The 22401-nt window shown below is 68.8% G+C and carries 19 protein-coding genes and 1 pseudogene; 14 read left to right on the forward strand and 6 right to left on the reverse strand.

The window, feature by feature from the left end:
- Positions 1 to 25 precede the first annotated feature (25 nt).
- Together ACWFRU_RS38715 and ACWFRU_RS38720 are read left to right on the forward strand one after the other, a co-directional pair.
- Positions 26 to 217, forward strand: a complete 192-nt coding sequence (locus tag ACWFRU_RS38715; protein WP_453692929.1) for a toxin-antitoxin system HicB family antitoxin — start codon at positions 26 to 28, stop codon at positions 215 to 217.
- Entirely contained in the window at positions 214 to 648 is a 435-nt protein-coding gene (locus ACWFRU_RS38720) for a hypothetical protein (protein WP_453692931.1), read from the forward strand. Before ACWFRU_RS38715 ends, ACWFRU_RS38720 begins: the two co-directional genes overlap by 4 nt.
- Before the next feature lie 514 nt (positions 649 to 1162).
- Here the strand turns inward: ACWFRU_RS38720 and ACWFRU_RS38725 are convergent.
- The gene (locus ACWFRU_RS38725; RefSeq protein ID WP_453692933.1) at positions 1163 to 1552 is read right to left on the reverse strand and encodes a hypothetical protein; all 390 of its coding nucleotides are present in this window, start codon (positions 1550 to 1552) and stop codon (positions 1163 to 1165) included.
- A 298-nt stretch (positions 1553 to 1850) separates the two neighbouring features.
- Between ACWFRU_RS38725 and ACWFRU_RS38730 the strand changes: the two genes are divergently transcribed.
- Positions 1851 to 3013, forward strand: a protein-coding gene (locus ACWFRU_RS38730) for an IS3 family transposase (RefSeq protein WP_453692935.1) whose coding sequence is annotated in 2 segments (ribosomal slippage) — positions 1851 to 2135 and positions 2138 to 3013 — 1161 coding nt in all. Because the reading frame shifts where the segments join, the coding sequence is not laid out codon by codon here.
- A gap of 148 nt (positions 3014 to 3161) precedes the next feature.
- Here ACWFRU_RS38730 and ACWFRU_RS38735 read toward each other — a convergent pair.
- A complete protein-coding gene (locus ACWFRU_RS38735; protein WP_453692937.1) occupies positions 3162 to 3986 on the reverse strand; it encodes an NAD(P)H-binding protein in 825 nt (274 codons plus the stop codon).
- A 282-nt stretch (positions 3987 to 4268) separates the two neighbouring features.
- Entirely contained in the window at positions 4269 to 4475 is a 207-nt protein-coding gene (locus ACWFRU_RS38740) for a hypothetical protein (protein WP_453692939.1), read from the reverse strand.
- Between the two features lie 192 nt (positions 4476 to 4667).
- Between ACWFRU_RS38740 and ACWFRU_RS38745 the strand changes: the two genes are divergently transcribed.
- The 5 genes from ACWFRU_RS38745 (at position 4668) to ACWFRU_RS38765 (ending at position 14622) form a co-directional block, all read left to right on the forward strand.
- Entirely contained in the window at positions 4668 to 5513 is an 846-nt protein-coding gene (locus ACWFRU_RS38745) for a hypothetical protein (RefSeq protein ID WP_453692940.1), read from the forward strand.
- A 537-nt stretch (positions 5514 to 6050) separates the two neighbouring features.
- The gene (locus tag ACWFRU_RS38750) at positions 6051 to 7529 is read left to right on the forward strand and encodes an MFS transporter (protein WP_453692942.1); all 1479 of its coding nucleotides are present in this window, start codon (positions 6051 to 6053) and stop codon (positions 7527 to 7529) included.
- A gap of 779 nt (positions 7530 to 8308) precedes the next feature.
- Positions 8309 to 9805, forward strand: coding sequence for a sigma-70 family RNA polymerase sigma factor (locus tag ACWFRU_RS38755; protein WP_453692944.1), 1497 nt, complete (start codon positions 8309 to 8311; stop codon positions 9803 to 9805).
- Between the two features lie 181 nt (positions 9806 to 9986).
- Complete coding sequence (locus tag ACWFRU_RS38760; RefSeq protein WP_453692946.1) at positions 9987 to 12368, forward strand: non-reducing end alpha-L-arabinofuranosidase family hydrolase; 2382 nt, start codon at positions 9987 to 9989, stop codon at positions 12366 to 12368.
- A 64-nt stretch (positions 12369 to 12432) separates the two neighbouring features.
- Positions 12433 to 14622, forward strand: a complete 2190-nt coding sequence (locus ACWFRU_RS38765) for a WD40/YVTN/BNR-like repeat-containing protein (protein ID WP_453692948.1) — start codon at positions 12433 to 12435, stop codon at positions 14620 to 14622.
- Positions 14623 to 15015: 393 nt separating this feature from the next.
- Here the strand turns inward: ACWFRU_RS38765 and ACWFRU_RS38770 are convergent.
- The 3 genes and pseudogenes from ACWFRU_RS38770 to ACWFRU_RS38780 all read right to left on the reverse strand — a co-directional run.
- Positions 15016 to 15276: pseudogene (locus ACWFRU_RS38770) on the reverse strand (alpha/beta hydrolase); the annotation flags it as partial.
- Positions 15277 to 15343: 67 nt separating this feature from the next.
- Positions 15344 to 15739, reverse strand: a complete 396-nt coding sequence (locus ACWFRU_RS38775) for a DUF2267 domain-containing protein (protein WP_453692950.1) — start codon at positions 15737 to 15739, stop codon at positions 15344 to 15346.
- Positions 15740 to 15839: 100 nt separating this feature from the next.
- Positions 15840 to 16271 (reverse strand): Hsp20/alpha crystallin family protein, encoded by a 432-nt coding sequence (locus ACWFRU_RS38780; RefSeq protein WP_453692952.1) that lies wholly within the window; start codon positions 16269 to 16271, stop codon positions 15840 to 15842.
- A gap of 248 nt (positions 16272 to 16519) precedes the next feature.
- On the opposite strand from ACWFRU_RS38780, the gene ACWFRU_RS38785 reads away from it, so the two are divergent.
- The 6 genes from ACWFRU_RS38785 to ACWFRU_RS38810 all read left to right on the forward strand — a co-directional run bounded on the left by ACWFRU_RS38785 (position 16520) and on the right by ACWFRU_RS38810 (position 22398).
- The gene (locus tag ACWFRU_RS38785; RefSeq protein ID WP_453692954.1) at positions 16520 to 17131 is read left to right on the forward strand and encodes an acyl-CoA-like ligand-binding transcription factor; all 612 of its coding nucleotides are present in this window, start codon (positions 16520 to 16522) and stop codon (positions 17129 to 17131) included.
- 77 nt (positions 17132 to 17208) lie between these two features.
- Positions 17209 to 18714 (forward strand): FAD-dependent monooxygenase, encoded by a 1506-nt coding sequence (locus ACWFRU_RS38790; RefSeq protein ID WP_453692956.1) that lies wholly within the window; start codon positions 17209 to 17211, stop codon positions 18712 to 18714.
- 1291 nt (positions 18715 to 20005) lie between these two features.
- A complete protein-coding gene (locus ACWFRU_RS38795; RefSeq protein ID WP_453692958.1) occupies positions 20006 to 21217 on the forward strand; it encodes an IS110 family transposase in 1212 nt (403 codons plus the stop codon).
- Between the two features lie 274 nt (positions 21218 to 21491).
- Positions 21492 to 21788, forward strand: a complete 297-nt coding sequence (locus ACWFRU_RS38800; protein ID WP_453692960.1) for a hypothetical protein — start codon at positions 21492 to 21494, stop codon at positions 21786 to 21788.
- The gene (locus ACWFRU_RS38805) at positions 21785 to 22051 is read left to right on the forward strand and encodes a hypothetical protein (protein WP_453692962.1); all 267 of its coding nucleotides are present in this window, start codon (positions 21785 to 21787) and stop codon (positions 22049 to 22051) included. The genes ACWFRU_RS38800 and ACWFRU_RS38805 overlap by 4 nt, the downstream gene beginning before the upstream one ends.
- Before the next feature lie 8 nt (positions 22052 to 22059).
- Entirely contained in the window at positions 22060 to 22398 is a 339-nt protein-coding gene (locus ACWFRU_RS38810; RefSeq protein WP_453692964.1) for a transposase, read from the forward strand.
- The last annotated feature ends 3 nt before the right edge of the window (positions 22399 to 22401 follow it).

Below are 22401 nucleotides of genomic sequence, written 5' to 3' on the forward strand. Positions count from 1 at the left end.
AAGCTAGGTTGCTGAGACTGGCGGTATGGCTGTGATGACACTGCGGATTCCTGATGATGTGGAGCCCGCGATCCGGGCGGCAGCTGAGGCGGCCGGCCTCTCCCTGAACGCCTACATCGTGCGTGCGGCCCGCCGTCAGGCCACCCTGGACGCCGCGCGCCAGCTCTCCGAACTCGGTCTCGGCGGGGACCTGGCGGGCGAGGGCGACACGCCGTGAGGCGAGGCGAAATCTGGACGCTGGCCGATGGCCGCAACGTCCTTATCGTCTCGCTGGACGGCCTTGAGGACGCGTTCGGCGCCGTCCTTGCCATCGTGCTGCACCCCAGCGGCCGCTACCCGGACACAGCGATGTCTGTCGTGATCGACGACCCGATGCCATGCACCGCGGTCGCGGTCAACATGCATCAGCTGCGCACGACTCGCTTCAAGGGGGCGACCTGCGTCGGTACGGTGCCGACCGAGACGATGGCACACGTGGACCAGGCACTGCGCTCCGTTCTGGATTTGCAAGGCCCTGGCGCTCGCGGCGCCCGGCAGCGCTGCGCGGCCCCGGACACGTTGCTGTACCCGGGGCTCGCGTCGGCAGGTGTCTGCCTGGCCCGCTCATCGCCTTGGCTCATGGGGCCCGGCCCTGCTCGGACCTGGTAAGGCCGCCGGGGCGAGCACCCCGGCGGCTGCGTGCGCGTCTCGTCAGCGGCACGGGGGCGGTGTATGGGATCAGTCGTCGGCGCGGCTGCCCAGGCCTGCTCCCTGGACCCCCGCGGGGGTGGATGCGGTCGTACGCTGTGGCCGTTCCTTGGCGGCGGGCGGAGGATCAGGAGGGCTGGGGGGGTCGGTGACTGCCTGGAGGGGGAGTTTGCTACTCGTACGGACGGCAGGCATTGGGTGAGAATCAGCCGGGCCGGTGCCGTGACGTAGCGTCACTCGGGGCTGTGGTGGCTGGTGATGGTCAAGCGGTAAGGGCAGCGAAGCCCACCTCGCCTGGGCCCGCCCGCCCCGGGATCCGCGCACCACGCCGAGTGCGCGAGGCCGAGGACCGCCCGCAAAGCGTCACCCGTCGGCCGCCGCGCCGGATGGCGGGTGCACGACGATCGGGCCGCTCGCCATGCCCCAAGGGCGAAGTGCCAGCCCTGCAGCAGCTGTCGATCACGCCATGCCACGCTCAGGCGGTGGGTTGCGGGGGCGTCGCGATAGACCGGATGGCAATGGACAGCCCCGTCGCGATGCCGCCGGCACCCGCCAAGACCGCCGCAGCCGCGACCCAATGTCCCAGGCTGCGACCGCCGCTCAAAGTCACGGCCACACCGATGACGCCCCCGACGGGCAACCCCATCAGTGGCCTCCAGTCCAGCCAGCGCACAACGAGCACGAAGCCAGGGGTGAGAATGATGGCGCTGATGAACAGCATCATCATGTACGTGCCCGCGTCTGGGGCAGCGGGACACCCTCGTCCCTTTGAACACGGGGGTGCATCCATGAAGCCGGATATCGCCCATGCCAGGCCCACTGTGCCGATGAAGAAACTCACCGAGACTGCGCTCTTTAAGAACATCCACGGATCTTACGCAGCAGCATCCTGGTCGCGGCAGGCCTCTACCCCAGCACGCCGAGTTCGGTGTCGGGCCCACAGTGCGGGCACAGATCGACCCGCTCAGGGAGCGCACGCCCGTGGCCCCATGACGGTCCCTCACGACTGGCTCGCCGAGATGGGTTGGGGTGCGCGTGTTTGCTGTGGCTGCATGCTGACCTCACTGCGCTCTGCGGTCGACCAGAGCGCGTTCGGGTCTGCCGCACGATCGGGTGACATCTGAACTGGCTTGCCCTGTGGGGCAGGTGGGAAGGATGTCGCTGTGCCCAAGCCTTATCCCCTGGAGTTCCGCGAGGACGTCGTGCGGGTCGCGAGGAACCGCGGCCCTGGCGTCACGGTCGAGCAGGTGGCCGCCGACTTCGGCGTCCACGCGATGACGTTGTGGAAGTGGATGCGCCGCGCGGACATCGACGACGGCGTGAAGCCCGGGACGACGAGCCAGGAGAGCGCGGAACTTCGGGAAGCACGTCGGCGGATCAAGTTGCTGGAGCAGGAGAACGAGGTCCTGCGGCGGGCGGCGGCCTATCTGTCGCAGGCGAATCTGCCGGGAAAAGGATCTACCCGCTCGTGAAGGAGCTGGCCGGGGACGGGGTGCCCGTCACGGTGACGTGCCGGGTGTTGAAGCTCGCCAGACAGCCCTACTACCGCTGGCTCGACGACCCCGTGACCACAGCCGAGCTCGCCGAGGCTCATCGCGCGCACGCCCTGTTCGCCGCCCACCGCGACGACCCGGAGTTCGGTTACCGCTTCCTGGCCGACGAGGCCCGCGACGCCGGTGCCGGCATGGCGGATCGGACCGCGTGGCGGATCTGCCGGGACAACCGGTGGTGGAGCGTGTTCGGCAAAAAGCGCGCCCGGGCCAGGAAGGCGGGCCCGCCGGTCCACGACGACCTGGTGAACCGGGCCTTCACCGCGACCGGCCCGAACCGGCTGTGGCTCACCGACATCACCGAACACGCCACCGGCGAGGGCAAGCTGTATCTCTGCGCGGTCAAGGACGTCTTCAGCAACCGGATCGTGGGCTACTCCATCGACGCACGGATGAAGTCCCGGCTGGCCGTGACCGCCCTGGACAACGCCGTCGCCCGGCGCCTGGACGTCGCCGGCTGCATTCTGCACAGCGACAGAGGGTCCCAATTTCGATCAAGGAAGTTCGTCCGGGCACTCGGCCGCCACCAGATGGCCGGCTCGATAGGAAGAGTCGGGGCGGCAGGCGACAACGCGGCCATGGAATCCTTCTTCAGCCTGCTGCAGAAGAACGTCCTCGACCGCCGCACCTGGGCCACCCGCGAGGAACTCCGCATCGCGATCGTGACCTGGATCGAACGGACCTACCACCGACGCCGCCGACAAACCGCCCTCGGCCGGCTCACCCCCGTCGAATACGAGACCGTCATGACCACACCGGCGCTTCAGGCCGCGTGACTGAACCTGTCACCCAACGCTGCATCAGACCCTTCCGCTGTGGAGAACGTAGGAACTTCCGTCTTGCCACCATGCTGCCTGCGCCCGCTTTGTCGCGGGCCGGCACAGGCCGGGCCGACCCTTCGGCGCTTCACGTCCTATCGGCGTCTCAGGGGCGGAAGATATCAGCGTGTGCATCGGCCCATTGGGCGAAGGTCCGCGGTGGATGGCCGGTGACTTCCTCGACCGCTGAAGTCACCCTGGCCACTGTCTCGGGCACGGTCGCCCACATGTGCAGCATGAACTCGATGCCCTCCTCGGGCCAGCCCTGGGCCCGCCATTGCCGGCGCGCCTGATCATCGGTCAGTTCGGTGAAACGGATCTCTCGGCCGGTCGCCGCCGCGATGGCAGCCACCTTCGCGGCCGGGGTGAGCGCTTGGGGCCCTGTGACGATGAGGCTTCTTCCCGCGTGGCCGCCCTCGGCGAGCACGGTAGCGACCACGTCGGCGACATCTGTCTCGTCGGCCGAAGCGGTCCTGCGATGTGCATAGGGCTCGCGGACCTCGCCCGTCGTGCGAATGGCCTCAGCCCATCCCAAGGCGTTGGACATGAAGTCGATCGGCCAGATGAACGTCCACTCCAGATCGCTGTCACGCACGGCTTGTTCCAGCTCCCCTTCTTCGCCGGCCGACAGGACCGTCAGCCGCTGCACTCCCGCCTCGGCGGCCATCGCCATGATCTGCGGTCCTGTACGCAAGGGAGTGTGGTCGTACCCGGTGGCTGCGAGCAGGTGCACGGCGCAGACTCCCTCGAGAGCCGCCGCCAGCGTCTGCGGCTTGGTGAGGTCGCCCCCCACTACTTCGACGTCGTCGGGCAGAGCAGTCGCCTCGGCCGGGTTGCGCGTGAGCGCGCGAACGGTGTGTCCGGTGTGCCGAAGTCGCTCGACCACGTGGCGCCCCAGAGTCCCTCTCGCACCAGTGACCAGAATGGTCATGTCGCTCCCTCCTTGCCTGCCTCTTGTCGCGGGGAGGCACCACGTGTGAGTAAGGATCAGGCCGTACGGTTGCTCGGCCGCAGACGACAGTAGGCGGTATATAGGTCATAGTCTGTCCGCGATCTGACGCCCGCCTTGCAACCTGTCTGTCCTACGGCAGGCAGTGCCGGATGTACTGCAGCGCCCGTCCGGGGCCTTTCCGGTGTCAGAGCCGCCCCAGTTCTGAACGTGCAAGCCAAGGGCCCACCGTCCGACGTTGGCGGGCCCTTGGCTGGCGTATGGTCAGGTGAGCGTCGGCTCCTCCCGGCGCTTGCCGAACAGGACCGCTGCCGAAGCGGCGGCGCCGATTATCTCGGCGCACGCGCTCACGTTCTCCGGCGGAAGCACCGCGGTGACCCCGACCGCGACGACGCCGATGACTACGAGCCTGAGTCGAGGCTTGCGGTGGAGGGGGAGTCGGGGGTCATTATGGACAGAGGGCGTCCGCATGGTTGTCGTCCTGTCAGCCGCGCAAGCGGCGGTCTGCCGCCGGGCGTCCTCATGATGCTTGCGAGGCTAGGGGCGTCCGGTGGCCGCTGGATGGATAGTTGAAGTCTCGCAACAGGGTTGTCGCGCCGTAAGGGGGGGCGAGACAATACGCGCACAAAACGCGCTCTACGCGAGACAACAGGTGTAGACCAGATGCCACGTCGTGCAACGCCGCTCTCTGCAGACGATGGTCCTCAAGCCCGGTTTGCTCTCGCCCTGCGAGAGCTGCGCGACGATGCGGGCTTTGGGGCCAAGACGATTCATGCCATCGCGGCTGAGAACAACATGCCGCGCTCGACGCTGCATGCCGCTTTGCGGGGCGAGCGGATTCCAACCGTCCCCGTCCTGGCTGCTCTCGTACGCGCCTGGGGAGGTGATGAGGCGCAATGGATGCGGAAGCGAACTCTTGTTGAGGATGAGCTTGAGCGCCAGCGCCTGCGGGAGCAGGCCGAGGTGCGGCGCGAAGACCGCTCCGTGCGGCGCGATGGGACGACTGGCTACGTCCACAGCGTCATTCCGATGCAGGCAAACGGAGGATCGCTGACTCCCGAAGAAGCGTGCGAGGCGAAGATCAGAATGCTCAGGGCCCTGCGCGACGCGGACCTGATGGACAACGAGGCCTACCAGGAAGTGTTGGAGAGCCTTCTGCTGGGGGCCGAGCCGAAAGCGACACCGCGAGCCATCGTGCCGGCCTCACTGCCGCGAGCCCCCCGCCAGGAGAATCCCTTCGCGGACATCGAGTGGAATCAACTCCTCGAAGAGCTCAAGGTGCGTAACGACATGGGGCCTACGTGGGACCTCCTGCGAGAACGCGCAGGGGCCCCCACGATCCGCGACATCGCAGGCTCCGTCGGGGCCGGACAGACGGCGGTGGCGACCGTTCTTCGGGGCGGGCGAGGAGACATCAAGCTCCTGACGAACGTCTTCGCCTATCTGGTAGGACGCGTGGAGTCCTACCAGGCCCGTCCGGAGCGTGACCACCACCGTGCAGAGGAATAGGCAAGCCGGCGGACTGGGCCGCATGTCCATCAGGGCGACAGGCTGATCGCAGCGGAAGTCGGCCGTCTGGTTTGGGTCGCATCACTCCAAGATCGACGCGTGGGTACAACGGCCGCCCGAGCGGCTACTCCAACCTGGCACCTGCAACGAGGGCCGGGGGAGCCGGCAGGTTCCGTGTCACCAGCCGCAAGCGAACAGGCGCCGGGTAAATCCGTTTGCGTTGCCGGCTGGCTGGCCTACTCTGTCGGAGGTCATGTGCGGCGGGTTCCCTGCCGCACCGTTCGGCGCGTTCGGCGTCGATGCGTACAAGCGTGCCCGGCCGGGAGGAGGTGGGAAACATGGACTGGAACTGGACAACGAGTGTGGCGGCCATAGTTGCCCCCGGCCGTGTGCCCCCGTTCGGCGCGCGGTAGGACTCTTAGCCCCCTTTGCGGCACCTCATGGTGGTGTCCGCTGCTCTCGCGATCCCTTGTGTCGCGTCCCGGGGTGTAGGACCGCGCGTCTGCTCCTACACCTCTGACACAGAATGTGATCGCTTTGACCAAGCAGTCTTCCTCCGGGGACGCCGGGCCCACGCCGGTCCCCGACACCACCACGAACTCGGCCGAGTTGCCCGATCCGAAGCGGTGGTGGGCCCTGGCCGTCATCGCGGGCGCCCAGCTCATGGTGATTCTCGACGGCACGATCGTGAACATCGCCCTGCCCTCCGTCCAAAGGGGACTGGGCATGTCGGATGCGAACCGACAGTGGGTGATCACCGCCTACTCCCTGGCCTTCGGTGGCCTGCTCCTCCTCGGCGGCCGAATCGCCGACCTGGTCGGCCGCAAACGCACCTTCATGATCGGCCTGGTCGGTTTCGCCGCCGCCTCGGCGCTCGGCGGCGCGGCCGACGGTCCCGGGACGCTGTTCGCGGCGCGGGCCCTGCAAGGGGCTTGCGCGGCCGTCCTGGCCCCCTCCGCACTGTCACTGCTGACGACGACGTTCACCGACCCCGCCGAGCGAGGCAAGGCGTTTGGGATCTACGGCGCGCTCGCCGGGGGCGGCAGCGCCATCGGGCTGCTGGTGGGCGGCCTGCTCACCGAGTACGCGACCTGGCGCTGGTGCCTGTACGTCAACGTCCCCGTCGCGCTGGCCGCCCTCGGCGGCGCGTTGGTCCTCCTCAAGGACCATCCCGGCCAGCGCGGGGTGCGCCTCGACGTCCCCGGCGCGCTGCTCGCCTCCGGCGGGCTCGTGGCGATCGTGTACGGCTCCAGCGAAGCCGAATCCGCAGGCTGGGCCGACCCGTTGGTCCTGACCCTGTTCGCGGCCGGTGTGGTCCTGCTCGCCGTCTTCGTGTGGTGGCAGTCCCACGCCAAGCATCCGATGCTGCCGCTGCACATCGTCAGGGACCGCACCCGTGCGGCGGCGTTCGTGACGATGGGCCTGGCCACTGTCGCCATGTTCGGCGCCTTCCTGTTCCTGACCTACTACCTCCAGGTCATCCTCGACTACTCACCCCTACGGACCGGACTGGCCTTCCTGCCGATGTCCGTCACGATCGTCATCGGTGCGACGCAGATCGCCGCCCGGCTCCTGCCCCACACCGCCCCCCGCAACCTGATGGCCCCCGGCATGCTCCTCGCGGCCGTCGGCATGCTGCTCCTGACCCGCCTGAGTGTGAACTCCGCTTACGCCACCGGGGTGTTGCCCGCGCTGGTGCTGCTCGGCCTGGGCATGGGACTGACGTTCATGCCGGTCTACGCGACGGCGACCGCCGGGGTCGCCCCGAAGGATGCCGGGGTGACCTCCGCGACCGTCTCCACCTTCCAGCAGATCGGCGGCTCCCTGGGCACCGTCCTGTTGAACACGCTCGCCTCGTCCGCCGCCACCCGCTACATCCACGCCCACCCGTCTGGGAGAAGGGTCCTGGGGGAGGGCATGGTGCACGGCTTCACCGTCGCGGCCTGGTGGTCGGCGGGCGTCCTGCTCCTTGCGGCGTTGGCCGCGTCCATGGCCAAGACGCCTGAGCGCTCCTGACGACATGATCTCCGAGGTGGTGGGACCACTGCGGACCGGATGGTGTTCCAGGGCATCTTGTTGGCACTGCACACCGGGCCCACCGCCGGGGAGTACTTTCCGCAGGTACCCGGTTTCGGCTCCGGCATGACCTGCTGGTGCCGCTTGGCCGAGTAGTCCCAGGGGGCTGGCGCGGGAGGGTGGCCCCGGCTGCACGAGGTCCTCCTCGCCGAGGTCCGCAGCGCGAACACCGCGGATTTCCTGGGCCGTGGTCGACGGCTCGCCCGCCCCCGCTTTGAAGGGCGAGCCGTCGACCGGACGAAGTCCCGTTGACCGGGGAGGACGGGCAGCACGCATTGGCAGAGCCTAAACAGTCGCCGTTCAAGAGGTCGTGCATGACCAGGGCATCACTGTGTGGGTGGACGCCGGGCGTGACGCCCGAGGTCTTCGACAAGAACTGTGACCGGTGACATGGTGCCGTGCGGGCATCAACCGCTTGCCGAGGACTCTATTTGAGGCTCCCCACCTGAAAGCCGCTGATTTGGCGGCGGGCGCATCAGGTGAACACGGTGAGCAGGTCTGTCCCACCCCAGAGCGCAGGGTGGGGAAGTGCGACGAGCCTCATCACGGGCCTGCCGGATTTGAAGCTCCTGGCGCCCACACTCCGTGTGGCGATTCTGAAGCCGGCGGAGAAGGGCAACTGACCGGCGCGTCACATGATCGTCACCCCTGGTGGATCACGTCGTGGTCCACACGGTTAGGGTGTGGCGCCGTACTCGGCGGATCACTCCCCTGAAGAGATGGGACTGGGGCTCATGGACGCGGATCACGTGAGGCTGGTCGTCGCGGCGCAGCGCGGTGACGAGCGGGCGCGCGAGGAGCTCGTTTCCGCGTACCTGCCGTTGTTGTACAACATCGTCGGACGGGCGCTGAGCGGCCATGCCGACGTGGACGACGTGGTGCAGGAGACGCTGCTGCGTGCGGTACGCGACCTGCCCGCCCTGCGGGTCCCGGAGAGCTTCCGTTCGTGGCTGGTGTCGATCACGCTCCGGCAGGTCAATACGTACTGGCAGCGGCAGCGCACACTCGCCGACCGGACCACGCTCCTCGATGAGGCGCTCCCGGTGCCGGACGCCGCCGCCCCTTTGGAGGACACGACGATCCTGCGGCTGCGCATGTCGGACGAGCGCGGACAGGCGGTCGAGGCCGGCCGTTGGCTCGACGCGGAACACCGGGTGCTCCTCTCGCTGTGGTGGCAGGAGTGCGCCGGGCTGCTCAGCCGCCAGGACATCGCCGACGCGACAGGCGCCAGCGTCTCCCACACAGGGGTTCGCCTGCAGCGCATGCGCGAGCAGCTGGAACTGAGCCGGACGATCGTCGCCGCGCTGGCGGCCGACCCGCGCTGTCCGGTCCTGAGCGCGACCGTCGCCGGCTGGGACGGTGCGCGAACGTCCGTGTGGCGCAAGCGGATCGCCCGGCACACGCGCGACTGCGCGACATGCACGGCGACAGCTGCCGAGCGGGTACCGGCCGAGTTGCTCTTGTCCGGACTTACGCCGCTGGCCGTGCCGGCGGCACTCTTCGGGGCGCTGGTCGCGAAGGGCTTGCTGTCGGGTACGACGGTGGCGACGGCGACCACCGCGAGCGCCACGGGTACGGCGGCAGGGGGCGGCGCTCTGCTCGGCAAGCTCCAGGCGGTGACCGCTAATCCGATCGCGACCCTGGCCACCGGCGCGGTGCTCGTCACCGGGACCGCCACGTACGTCACCTGGCCCGAACCGGAGCACCGGCCGCCCGGTGCCGCCGCATCGCCGACGGCCGGTACGACCACCCCGACTCCGTCGACCACCCCGGCTCCGTCGGCCACGGCGTCGCCGTCAGGTCCGGCCGTGGTTCCGCTGGGCGTGCGGTCCCTTGAGTCTGTGGACCGGCCCGGCCAATTCCTCACGTACGACGGCGACTTCGCGACGCTCAGCAGCGGTGCGGCCACCTTCACCGTCAGCAAGGGGCTCGCCGACAGCCGGTGTGTCACGTTGCGGGCGGCCGATGGCCGGTATCTGCGCCACCACTATCTGCGGCTGCGCCTGAGCGCCGACGACGGCAGCCCGTTGTTCCGGGAGGACGCCACCTTCTGCCCGCGCCATGGGACGGTCGACGGATCGGTGACTCTGTACGCGCACAACTACCCGGGCTCCGCCCTGCGCCCCCGCGACGGTTCGATCCGCCTCGACGGCTCCAACGGCACGCGTACCTTCACCGGCCAGGCCTCTTTCGTCGTCCGCGCGCCGCGGACCTGAGAGCCGGGATCCGCCGACTTCGCAGCCGGGTCCCGGATTACGTTTTTCCGCCGCGAGATTCGTCACCACGCCTGCGCGCACATTTTTCGTTACGCCGTCCCACCCTCCCCAGCCTCCTCTTCAGGGGTGCCGCTTCACAGGCGTCCCCCGCTGATCTGTCCCCTGAAGAAGGCCACTCCCCATGACCAGACACACCGACGAACCCCGCAAAGGCCTGCACCGCCTCCGCAGGCCTCGCCGGACGCTGACGATCGGCCTGACAGCCTCGGCGCTGGTGGCCGGTGCCGTGACGTTGCTCCCCAACTCCGCCGGGGCCGCGAGCCTGGAGGCCGAGGCGTCCTCGTCGGGCCGGTACTTCGGCACGGCGATAGCCGCGGGGCGGCTGAGCGACTCGGCGTACACGTCGATCGCCGACCGGGAGTTCAACATGATCACCCCGGAGAACGAGATGAAGTGGGACGCGATCGAGCCCTCCCGCGGCAACTTCCGGTTCGATGCCGCCGACAAGATCGTCAACCGGGCTCTGGAGCGCGGCCAGCGGCTGCGCGGCCACACCACGGTGTGGCACTCGCAGTTGCCGGACTGGGTAAAGGCGATCAACGACCCGAGCACGCTGCGCAGCGTCACGAACAATCACATCAAGACCACGATGGGCCGCTACAAGGGCAAGATCTACGCCTGGGACGTCGTCAACGAGGCCTTCCAGGACGGCGGCAGCGGTGCGCTGCGCGAGTCGGTGTTCAAGAAGGTGCTCGGCAGCGGCTTCATCGAGGAGGCGTTCCGCACCGCCCGCGCGGCCGACCCGGCCGCGAAGCTCTGCTACAACGACTACAACATCGAGGACTGGTCGGCCGCCAAGACCCAGGGCGCCTACCGCCTGGTCAAGGACTTCAAGGCGCGCGGTGTCCCCATCGACTGCGTCGGCTTCCAGAGCCACTTCGGGGCGGGCGGCCCGCCGGCCAGTTTCAAGAAGACCCTCGACAGCTTCGCCGCCCTCGGCGTCGACGTCCAGATCACCGAGCTGGACATCGCCCAGGCGTCTCCCACGCACTATGCGAGTGCGGTCAACGCCTGCCTCGGCGTGCAGCGTTGCACCGGCATCACGGTGTGGGGCGTGCGTGACAGCGACTCGTGGCGCGCGGACGAGAAGCCGCTGCTCTTCGACGCGGCCGGCAAGCCGAAGCCCGCGTACGACGCCGTCAAGAAGGCGTTCGGCGCCGGGTCGGGTACCACCCCGGCCGACCCGGGCGACGGCACCGGCAAGATCAAGGGCGTGGCCTCCGGCCGCTGCATCGACGTCCCCGACTCCTCGACGGCCAACGGCACGTCAGTACAGCTGAGGGACTGCGACGGGCAGTCCAACCAGAGCTGGACGCACACCGCTGCCAAGCAGCTGAAGGTGTTCGGCAACAAGTGCCTGGACGCGAAGGCGAAGGGCACGACGAACGGCACCGAGGTGGTCATCTGGGACTGCAACGGCGGCACGAACCAGCAGTGGAACATCAACACCAACGGCTCGATCAGCGGAGTGCAGTCCGGTAAGTGTCTCGACGCGATCGGCGCGGGAACCTCCAACGGCACCAAGATCCAGCTGCACACCTGCGCCGGCGTCGACAACCAGAAGTGGACCGCCCCCTCCGGGGCGGCCGGTGGTACGTGCGCGCTGCCGTCCACGTACAAGTGGAGCTCGAGCGGCCCCCTCGCGCAGCCCGCGAACGGCTGGGCCTCGCTGAAAGACTTCACCCACGTCCCGTACAACGGCAAGCACCTCGTCTACGGGTCGATGTCGACGGGCACCGCGTACGGCTCGATGGCGTTCGCCCCCTTCACCGACTGGTCCGGCATGGGGACGGCCAAGCAGACGAAGATGAGCCAGAACGCGGTCGCGCCCACCCTCTTCTACTTCGCGCCGAAGAAGATCTGGGTCCTCACGTACCAGTGGGGAGCTTCTCCCTTCAGCTACCGCACCTCCGCCGACCCGACCAACCCCAACGGATGGTCCGCGCCGCAGCCCCTGTTCACCGGAAAGCTGCCCGACCCCGGGACCGGTCCCATCGACCAGACGCTGATCGGCGACGACCAGAACATGTACCTCTTCTTCGCCGGTGACAACGGCAAGATCTACCGGGCATCCATGCCGATCGGGAACTTCCCCGGCAACTTCGGTTCGTCGTACACGACGGTCATGAGCGACACCGTCAAGAACCTCTTCGAGGCACCGCAGGTCTACAAGGTCCAGGGCCAGAACCAATACCTGATGATCGTCGAGGCGCGGGGTGCCGGCGAGAAGCGCTACTTCCGCTCCTTCACGGCGACCAGCCTGAACGGTACGTGGACCCCGCAGGCCGCCACCGAGTCCAACCCCTTCGCGGGCAAGGCCAACAGCGGTGCGACCTGGACCGACGACATCAGCCACGGTGACCTGATCCGCTCCAACCCGGACCAGACCATGACCGTCGACCCGTGCAACCTCCAGCTGCTCTATCAGGGCAAGGACCCGAAGTCGGACGCCCCCTATGACGCCCTGCCCTACCGGCCGGGTGTTCTGACCCTGAAGCGCTGAGCCGTTCCGCTGACAGCTGTCCTCCAGCTATCCGCCAGTTATCCGCAAGGAGCACACCCCCCCCATGAACACCTCTTCCCCCACCCGTACGGGCTCCCGGCGCCGCGGTCTGCACCGTCGCCGCGGAAGCGCCATAGCCCTGCTGCTCGCGGTGCCCGCCGCGGCCGTGCCGTACCTGCTCCTCACGCAGGACGACTCCCAGGCCGCGAAGGCCCGGACGTCCGCGGCACCACCGTACAAGTGGAAGAACGCGCAGACCGTCGGCGGCGGTTACGTCCCGGGCCTCGTCTTCAACCAGCGTGAGCGGGGTCTGCTGTACGCCCGCACCGACATGGGCGGCGCGTACCGCTGGGACGCCCGCGCCGAGAAGTGGATCCCGCTGACCGACTGGCTCGGCGAGAAGGACTGGAACCTGCTCGGTATCGACTCCCTGGCCACCGACCCCGTCGACCCCGACCGGCTCTACCTCGGCGCGGGCACGTACACCAACGACTGGGCGGGCAACGGCGCCATCCTGCGCTCCACCGACCGCGGCCGCACCTTCCAGCGCACCGCACTGCCCTTCAAGATCGGAGGCAACGAGGACGGCCGCGGCGCCGGCGAACGCCTCGTCGTCGACCCGTCGGACCACTCGAACCTGCTCCTCGGCTCCCGCAAGAACGGGCTGTGGCGGTCCACCGATTACGGTGCGAGCTGGCGGCAGGTCGAGTCCTTCCCGGTCAAGGACGGGGCGGGCAGCGGCGGGGGCATCTCGTTCGTGACGTACGGGCCGAAGGGCAGCAACACCGTGTACGCCGGTGTCGCCGACAAGTCCAAGCCCCTCTACCGGTCGACCGACGCCGGTGCCACCTGGCAGGCGGTCGCCGGGCAGCCGACCGGCCAGCTGCCACAGCACGGTGTCGTCACGGGCAACGGCACGCTGTATGTGACGTACACCGACAACCTCGGGCCCAACGGCGTCACCGGCGGCTCGGTGTGGAAGTACACGCCGAGCGGCGGGGGTTGGAAGGACGTGTCCCCCTCGCAGGGCTCGTACGGCTTCTCGGGGCTCGCGGTCGACCCACGCAAGCCGTCCACGGTGATGGTCACGACGCTGGGCCGCTGGTACCCCCAGGACGAGATCTACCGCACCACGGACGGTGGTTCGACCTGGAAGGCCCTCTCCGGCAAGTCCGTACGAGACGCCTCCGGCGCGCCGTACGTCGGCACCCACACCGGTCACTGGATGACGGCCCTCGCCATCGACCCGTTCGACTCCGGGCACGTGCTGTACGGCACCGGCAACGGGATCTGGCGGAGCGAGAACGCCGACGCCTCGACGAGCCAGTGGACCGTGGGGGCCAAGGGACTTGAGGAGACGGCGATCCTTGACGCCATCGCCCCGCCCGGCGGCGCGAGCGTCCTGACCGCCATGGGTGACCAGGGCGGATTCCGCCACACCGACCTGACGCGGGTGCCGTCCGGGCGGATGAAGAACCCGCTGATGAGCAACAGCACCGCCATCGACTATGCCGAGTCGAAGCCGTCGGTGATGGCGCGGGTCGGTACGGGCGGCAAGCAGGACGGCGCCTACTCCACCGACGGCGGCGTCACCTGGCGGGGCTTCGCCGCCGAACCGGTGGCCGGCGCCCACAGCGGCCGTATCGCCCTCGCGGCGGACGGCTCCACGCTGGTGTGGACCCAGTCCGGGCAGTCCCCGTACCGCTCGACGGACAAGGGAGCGACTTGGTCGAAGGTGCGGGGGCTCGGCACGGGGGCAGAGGTCGTCGCCGACCGCTCCTTGGCCCGCACCTTCTACTCCCTGACCGGCGGCACCCTCTACGCCAGCACCGACGGCGGCGCGACCTTCTCCGCCCGCGCGACCGGCCTGCCCGCCGACGGCCGCCTCAAGGCCCTCCCGGGCCGGGCCGGTGACCTGTGGATCACGGGCGGCGGCAAGGGGTTGTTCCACTCCACGGACGGTGGCGGCAAGTTCACCAGGCTCACCTCGGTGACGTCCGCCTCGGCGGTCGGCTTCGGCAAGGCCGCGCCGCGCGCCTCGTACCAGACGCTGTACCTGATCGGCACGGTCAAGGGCGTCACCGGCGTCTTCCGCTCCACCGACAAGGGCGCCACCTGGACCCGCGCCAACGACAAGGCCCACCAGTGGGGCGCCATCGGCAGCCAGGGGGTCATCACCGGCGACCCCGACACCTACGGCCGCGTCTACATCGGCACCAACGGCCGCGGCCTCCAGTACGGCGACCCGTCCTGATCCCCGTGCATCACCCGTGACAGCGGGCCGCCCTCCTGGCCGAGGCGACATCACGGTCAGGAGGGCGGCCCGCGGCGTAACCGACCCGTTGTGCCACGGGGATGGGCGGGGGAGGAGGCGAGGAGCCAGACGAGGCTGATCCGCCCGGCGGTGGCGCTACGCCGGGCGGCGATCTCGGCAAGGCGGCTGCTGCACCTCCGTAGGAGCGATGCGAGCGCCCGTCCCGGCCCGCCTACCTCGGAGGCCGAGTGTGGGAGGAGCCAGACCGGGTGAGGCAGGCCGTGCGGCGGGTGGGCAGGCGTTCGGCAAGCCTCTGCCCTCTGCCTCTGCCCTCTGTCCCCGTCCGCGAGCCGCTCGCCGGGCCGCGGACCAGCAGCGCCGGCGTCGAGGGGGTCAGCTCGCGAGGCAGGACGTGTCCGTCGCGGGCATCTCGCCTTCGACGAGGGAGCGCGTGGTGGTGTTCACCGCGCAGGAGTTTTTGCCCAGGACGTATACGCCGTGCCCGCTGTCGTCGACGCTGACCCACCGGGTGCGGTCGCCGAACTTCTCGCGCAGCATCTTCCCGCCCCGGTGCGGGGTCGACGCGTCTTGCCGGTTCTGCAGGAGCAGCACGTTGCGCGGGCCCTGGGCGTCGATGCGGCTGCCGGGGCGGTGCGTGCCGGTCGGAGATTACTGGGTGTCGCCTTTCTTGCTGTGGCCGGTGTTGGCACCGGGGGGATGGTCAGGCGGGCTGGGGGCGACCGAAGAGCAGGTCGTAGCCGGCGGGAAGCTGGAGCAGGATCTGGCCCAGCAGGTCCTCGCCGGCGGCGTCGGCGGCGGTGGACAGCACGGCGCTGACGTCCCAGGTCGCGGTCTGCTCGGTGGAGCCCTCGATCCACGCCGCGGTTGCGCGGACGAACCGCTCCGGAGACAGCGGCTCGGCGCTGGTCAGCGGGTTGAGCAGGATGAGGGCGAATTCCTCTGGCAGACGTGCCGCCAGCTGGGCGCGGACCTCTCCGACCAAGTGCGCGCCCAAGAGGGCGAGCACCACCCGGGCTACGCGATCGGCTTCCTCTGCGGTGTCGTACTTGCCGCGTTCCTTCACGTGGCCGAGGAACGCTTCGCGTCGCCAGGTCATCTCAGCTGTCACCTCAAGTTGCTTTCGCGCCCCCGACAGGGGCGGAGGGCGGGGCGAGGGGGAGATCAGGTGCCCGTCCTCCGCACCTGTCCCGCCCGTGTCAGCGGGAGATCTCGTTGCGTCCGGAGCTGACGCCGACGGAGATCTTGCGGGGCTTGGCGCGCTCGGCGATCGGGATGCGCAGGGTGAGCACGCCCGCGTCGTAGTCGGCCTGGATGTGCTCGGTGTCGAGAGTGTCGGCGAGCACGATCTGGCGGGAGAAGACGCCCAGCGGCCGCTCGGACAGCTCCATCTGCACATCGTCGGCCTTCGCCACCGGCAGCCGCTCGGCCTTGACGGTGAGCATGTTCCGCTCGACGTCGATGTTGATCGCGTCCGCGGTGACGCCCGGGAGGTCGAAGGCCACCACATACTCGTCACCCTCGCGGTAGGCGTCCATCGGCATCACCGACGGACGGGACCAGGTGCCCGGGTCCATCAGCTGCTGCGCCATCCGGTCCAGCTCACGGAAGGGGTCAGTGCGCATCAACATCGTGAAACACCTCCAGCGGGTTCGGCGGTAGCTGCCAATGCGCTGCACTGAAACCGTTGTAACACGTCGTCCAATAGACGACAACCATGATGTCGTCGAATAGATGACATCTGGCTGGATGTCTCTCGAGGGCCTGTCGGTGCATTGAGGTGCCCACTCCCATTCAGCCAGAGCGGGCAGATCCTCGTCCAGAAAAGTGCGTGCCGCGCATAATTGCGTACCACGCATGTTCTGCTAACGTGAACGGCATGAGCGGTCTTCGGGAACGGAAGAAGGAAGCCACGCGTGCAGCGCTGAGCTGGGCCGCAGTCCGGCTCACCGTCGAGCGCGGGTTGAGTGCGGTCAAGGTGGAAGACATCGCCGCGGCGGTCGGGGTGTCTCCGCGCACCTACAACAACTACTTCTCCAGCAAGGCCGAAGCGATTGCGTCTCGCTACCTTGAGCGCTCCTTGCGGCTCGCGGCCGAGCTGCGTCACGGACCGCCCGGCGAGCCCTTGTGGGAGGCAATCACTCGGGCGGCACTACGGCAGCTGGAGCCCGGCCCCGAGGTGGAGCACATGCCACCCCAGGAGCCCGATGCGTGGGCGGCCGGTCTGCGGGTGATGTTGGCCGAACCCGCGCTGCAGGCCGAGATGCTGCGGGCGAGCAAGATCGCGGAGAAGGAGCTTGCCGCGGCGATCGCTGACCGCACGGGCACGGATCCCGGCTCCGATCTCTACCCTCGCCTGGTGGCCGCGAGCGTGATGGCCGCGAACAACGTCGCCCTCGAGCTGTTCGTGCAAGGCGGCACGGGCGAGCCGATGGAGGTTCTGCTGCCCCGGGCTCTGCGCATGGTGGCCACCGGACTCCCCACGCCGTAGGCCCCCTCCCTTCCACCCCGCACAGGGGCTGCTGCTTGCAGCTCCTGTGCCGTCATGCCCCAAAAAGGAGAATTGTCATGCTTGATGTAGTTATTGTCGGTGGCGGCCCGAACGGATTGATGCTCGCCTGCGAGCTGGCACTGGCTGGGGTGCGTCCGGTTGTGCTGGAGCGTCTCGCCGGCCCGAAGACCGAGCCCCGGGCGAACGGTCTGGTCGGACAGGTGGTGCGCATCCTCGACCGACGTGGTCTCTACGCACGCATCAGCGGATCCAGCGAGCCGCCGCGGCCCGCGCCGCGCTACATGTTCGGCGCATTCACGCTGGACCTCACAGGACTCGACAACAACCCCGTGAGCCTGCTCCCGGCGCCGCAGGAGCAGATCGAAAAGGTCCTCGCCGAACGCGCCGTGGAACTCGGCGTCGACCTCCGCAGGGGGCAGGAGGTGGCCGATCTGCACCAGGACACCGACTTCGTCCGGATCACCCTCGCCGACGGCGAGGCCCTCACCGCCCGTTACCTGGTAGGAGCTGACGGAGGGCACAGCCTGGTGCGACGCCTGTCCGGCATCGGCTTCCCCGGCGTGACCACCGACGACTTCGTCACCCGCTCCGCGAACGTGTCCGTGGCCGACCAACACCTGGGCCCGGACGGCAGCCTGCACGTTCCCGGCTACGGGAGCTTGCCACCCCTGCTGTACGTGCGCACGGAGCGCGGCACGATCGCATGGGGCCTGCTGCCTGGCCGAGTGCCAGTCCTCAACACCACCGAAACCGGCAGGCCGGACGAGCGCACCACCCCGATGACCTTCGAAGAGATGATGGCGAGCGCCCAACGCGTGCTGGGTGTACCCGTCCCCCTGGGACCGCCGCAAGGAGAGGGACCGCACCTGCTTCGACGACTTGTCGGCGGAAACACCCGACTGGCAGACCGCTACCGGGACAGGCGGGTACTGCTGCTGGGTGACGCGGCCCACGTGCACTCGGCGATCGGCGGCCCGGGACTCAACCTCGGCCTGCAGGACGCGGTCAACCTCGGTTGGAAGCTGGCCGCCACAGTGCGAGGGTGGGCCCCCGAAGGTCTGCTCGACACCTACGACGAGGAACGCCGACCTGTCGCAGAACACGTCGTGGCCTCGACCCTGTCCCAGTCGGCACTGATGCGCCCCGGACCGGAAGTCAGTGCCCTGCGGACCGTCTTTGGCGACCTGCTCGCCTCACCTGGCGGCACTGAACGCATCGCCCACCTGCTCGCTGGAACCACCGAGGACTTCGCGCCCGACCTCGTGATCCACACCGGCGCAGGCACCTGCCGGCTGGCCGACTTGACCACCACCGCCCGGCCCTTGCTGCTGGACCTGTGCGGCGACTTCGCCGAGGCCGCGAAGCCCTGGCACGACCGGGTCGATGTCATAAGCGGCAAGACAGAGAGCACGAGCATGACCGGCCTGCTGCTGCGCCCCGACTCCCACATAGCGTGGACCGGACACGAGCCGGAAGACGCCGGCGGTCTGCGAGCCGCACTGCACCAGTGGTTCGGCGCGCCGCTGAGCGGAGCCCGTGAGCCGGAGCAGGTCAGCGGTTGACCTGGGCCATCAGCTCGCGGTTCGCAGCGCGGGCGGCTGCAAGGTCCTCGTCCCGTTCGGCGAGTTCGCCGCGCAGATCGCGAATCGCGAGCCTGCAGCGGCAAGTCCCGTTCGCCAGCGACCTCGTAGAGCTGGGACAGCACGAACGTCGGCACCATGCCGAGCGTCGTGCCGTGGGTCAAGAACTCGTGGACGCCGGCCAGCACGGTATTGATCCGGCGCACCGAACGGGTTCACTGCTCCGGCCCGGCCGCCACCGGATTCCCGTCACCGGTCGAGTGCCGCGGCCAGAACATAAAACTGCCCAGCCGCCCCGCCGCCGTCGTCCAATTTCGGCCGGTGCAGCGGCACCACGTCAGAGAGAGCACGACCGCCCCGGCATATGTACGCGTAGTCGACTCCGCCTGATCACGGCCGAAGCGCAGCCGCATGAACTCGGCCGCTTCCGGTAAAAGCGTCAACCGATCGTCGTCCAACACGGTCCAGTACCGGGGCCCGACGGCATGTGCACCGGGAAGGGCCGCAACCCTCTGGAGATCACCTGATGAGTCACGAGCCTTCGACGACAACTACGACGTGCACGACACCGCGACGCGAACCGTCGCACACCGCACCCCTCTTGAGGGCGACGCGACAGTGCACGACGCAGTCACAGACCCGAGAGAATGTGGCCACCCTCGAGAGGGCGCTGAGGCAGGGCCGTAGGGAGACCTTCGGTAGCGCGGCGTGAACCGGGTGCAACGTTCATTGAAGGTGCCGGACACTGAGCACGTCCGTCGAAAGCCTGGAGCAAGGCTGTTCCTGCTGGGCATGCGGCGCAGAGAATTGCGCCCGGCAGGCTGTGGTTGGGCCCTCCCGCTGCCTGGCTCGGAGAAGACTGGAAGGTGGCAGTGTCGGCCGCGTTGAGACCCCGTGTGATGCTGCCTGCCGTCTTGTCCGCCAGGTGACTGCTGCCGGCGTATACGCACACCGGGTGCCCCTATGAAGCTTCTATGTCCCGGTGAAGAGGAATAGGCCATCGCTCTGAGCGGGTCCCGTGATCCCCACACGCGACTTGGTCAAGCTGCCCATTACCTTCTGAGTAGAGCCCGCACTGGGCTCGTGGCCTCCGGGGCCGGTATGGCTCCTTGCCCCTGTCGTTGATGATCCGGGGGGTGCTGCCGCCGGTCCTGGCGGCACCGGATGGTCGCTGATAGAAGCGTGTCCGCCCGTCGGCAGGGCTGCGTAATGTGGCTGCCGGCCTCCGGTGCCCGGTGGGCCACCGGCCGTGACTCCGGGGAGGGAAAGCCCGGTGACCAGCACAGACTTCACCTCGATCGACGTGTTCTGCGCCCTGGACGTGGGCAAAGCCGAGCATCACGGCACGGCCCTGCTGCGCGATGGCCGCACCGCTTTCGACAAGCCGCTGCCCAACGGCGAACCGGCACTGCGCCAGCTGTTCGCCCGTCTGCAGCGCCGGGGAAACGTCCTGGTCGTGGTCGACCAGCCGGCCTCCATCGGCACCCTGGCCGTGGCCGTCGCACGCGCCAGCGGCTGCGAGGTCGCCTACCTGCCGGGCCTGTCCATGCGCCGCCTGGCCGACCTGCACCCGGGCAGCGGCAAGACCGACGCCCGCGACGCCCACGTCATCGCCGACGCCGCCCGCACCCTGCCCCACCTGCTGCACTCCCTCGACGTCGCCGAGGACGTGCGGGCCGAACTGACCATGATCCTGGGCCACGACGACGACCTCGCGGCCGACGCCACCCGCACCTCCAACCGGCTGCGCGGCCTGCTCACCTCGATTCATCCGGCCCTCGAACGGGTCCTGGGCCCGCGCCTGCGGCACCCCGCCGTCCTGGCCCTGCTGCAGACCTACTCCTGCCCAAGTGCACTGGCCCAGGCAGGCACCGACCGGGTTGCCGAGGTCATGCTGGCCGCCGCACCGCGGATGCGCAGTGCCCGGCGCCTGGCCGGACAGATCACCGCCGCGCTGGCCGAACAGACGGTGACCGTCCCCGGGACCGACTCGGCCGCCGAGATCGTCTCCGGCCTGGCCCAGTCCCTGGCCCTTGTCCTCAAGCGCCGCGAGATGCTCGAGACCCGCATCGCCACCCTGCTGGGGGCCCACCCTCTCGCGAAGGTCCTGACCTCCATGCCCGGGGTCGCGGTCAGGACCGGCGCCCGCATCCTGGCCGAGATCGGCGACGCCGGCGCGTTCCCCACCGCCGCCCACCTGGCCTCCTACGCGGGACTGACCCCCACCACCCACCGCTCGGGAACCTCCATCCGCGGTGAAGGACCGCCCCGCGGCGGCAACAAGATACTCAAACGGGCCCTGTTCCTGGCCTCGTTCGCCTCGCTCAGCAGCCCTGAATCCAGGACCTACTACGACAAGAAACGCGCAGAGAACAAGCGCCACAACGCAGCCCTCATCTGCCTCACCCGCCGCCGCGTCGACGTGCTCTTCGCCATGCTCCGCGACAAAACCCTCTACCAACCGCGACACAAACAAGCAGCCTGACCACGCCCACACACCTTGACCGAACAGATAGAAGCACCCCCCATATCGGCTCCCAGGGCCCTGAACCTACGGCAGGAAGCCGCCCGAGGCCTCAAGCTGACAGATCCGAGGACCGGGCCGACAACACTAGGGCAGGCCTCGGTCAAGGACGGCGACGGCCTGCGAGCCCGCATCGGACGTCGAAAGAACAGGGGCGGGGGCACGGATTGCCCAGGGCCATACCGCATTCGGAAGGTGAGCGAGTAGCGTCGATACCAGCGACAAGGAGGACACCGTGACCGCACAGCCCGACCCGGCCGAACGGCCCGGCTTCAACCCGCCCATGGGCACGCTCGCTGAGCTTCGCAACGCACTGTCGACGTGGGGCTTCCCCGGTGACCGGCAGCGCTTTGAGGAAGAACTGGATGCTGCCAACCTCGATGATCTGACGGCGGTCCGCGAGCTCACCCAGGCCTACCGGCACCGGGTCCTGCTGCGGTTCGACGGCCAGGGCATGGCCGCGCTCGCCCGCAGCACGGAGGACGTCACCGCTGAAATCCGCCGGAAGATGGACGAGGCCGGAGCCCGGTGACCCACGCCTTCTACTCCGATGCGGCCGCGAAGATGCGCGCGGAGTTCAGCAGATCCGAGCAGGCTGCTGTCGAGGCCGTTCGCCGAGCACTCGAAGAGAACCCCGAACAGGGGCGGGGATTGCCGGATGCTGACCCGGATTCCGTGTCCTACGTGGTCGAGCTGCTCCCCGAGCAGACCGGCGGCCGTGGCATCTCGGTGGTCTACCGCTACTCGCGCGACCTGGACGCCGCGCTCATTCTCTGGCTTCTTGCCGGTCCCTAGCCGGGCCGATGACGCCGACGAGCCCGCCACCTGCGCGGTGGCGGGCTCGCGCGCGTTCAGCGTGGGCAGGGCAGCCAAAGGGTTCAGCAGTTGGGTGTACTAGGCCATTTCGTTTGGATCAAGCGGTCGTTGGTCCGGGTGTGCCGTTGACTGATGCGCAGGGGGTGCGGATCGAACCGTTGCTGCCGGACCGGGCGCCGAAGCGGGGTGGCCGCTGGCGAGACCATCGTGAGGTGATCGACGCGATCGCCTTCAAGTTCCAGACTGGTACCCAGTGGGTGCACCTGCCGGATAAGTACGGCAACGGGCGGGGCGTCTACAACCCTTGGCGCGCTCGGCCGCGCTGAGCT

The sequence above is a fragment of the Streptomyces sp. NPDC055099 genome (genome assembly GCF_053607685.1).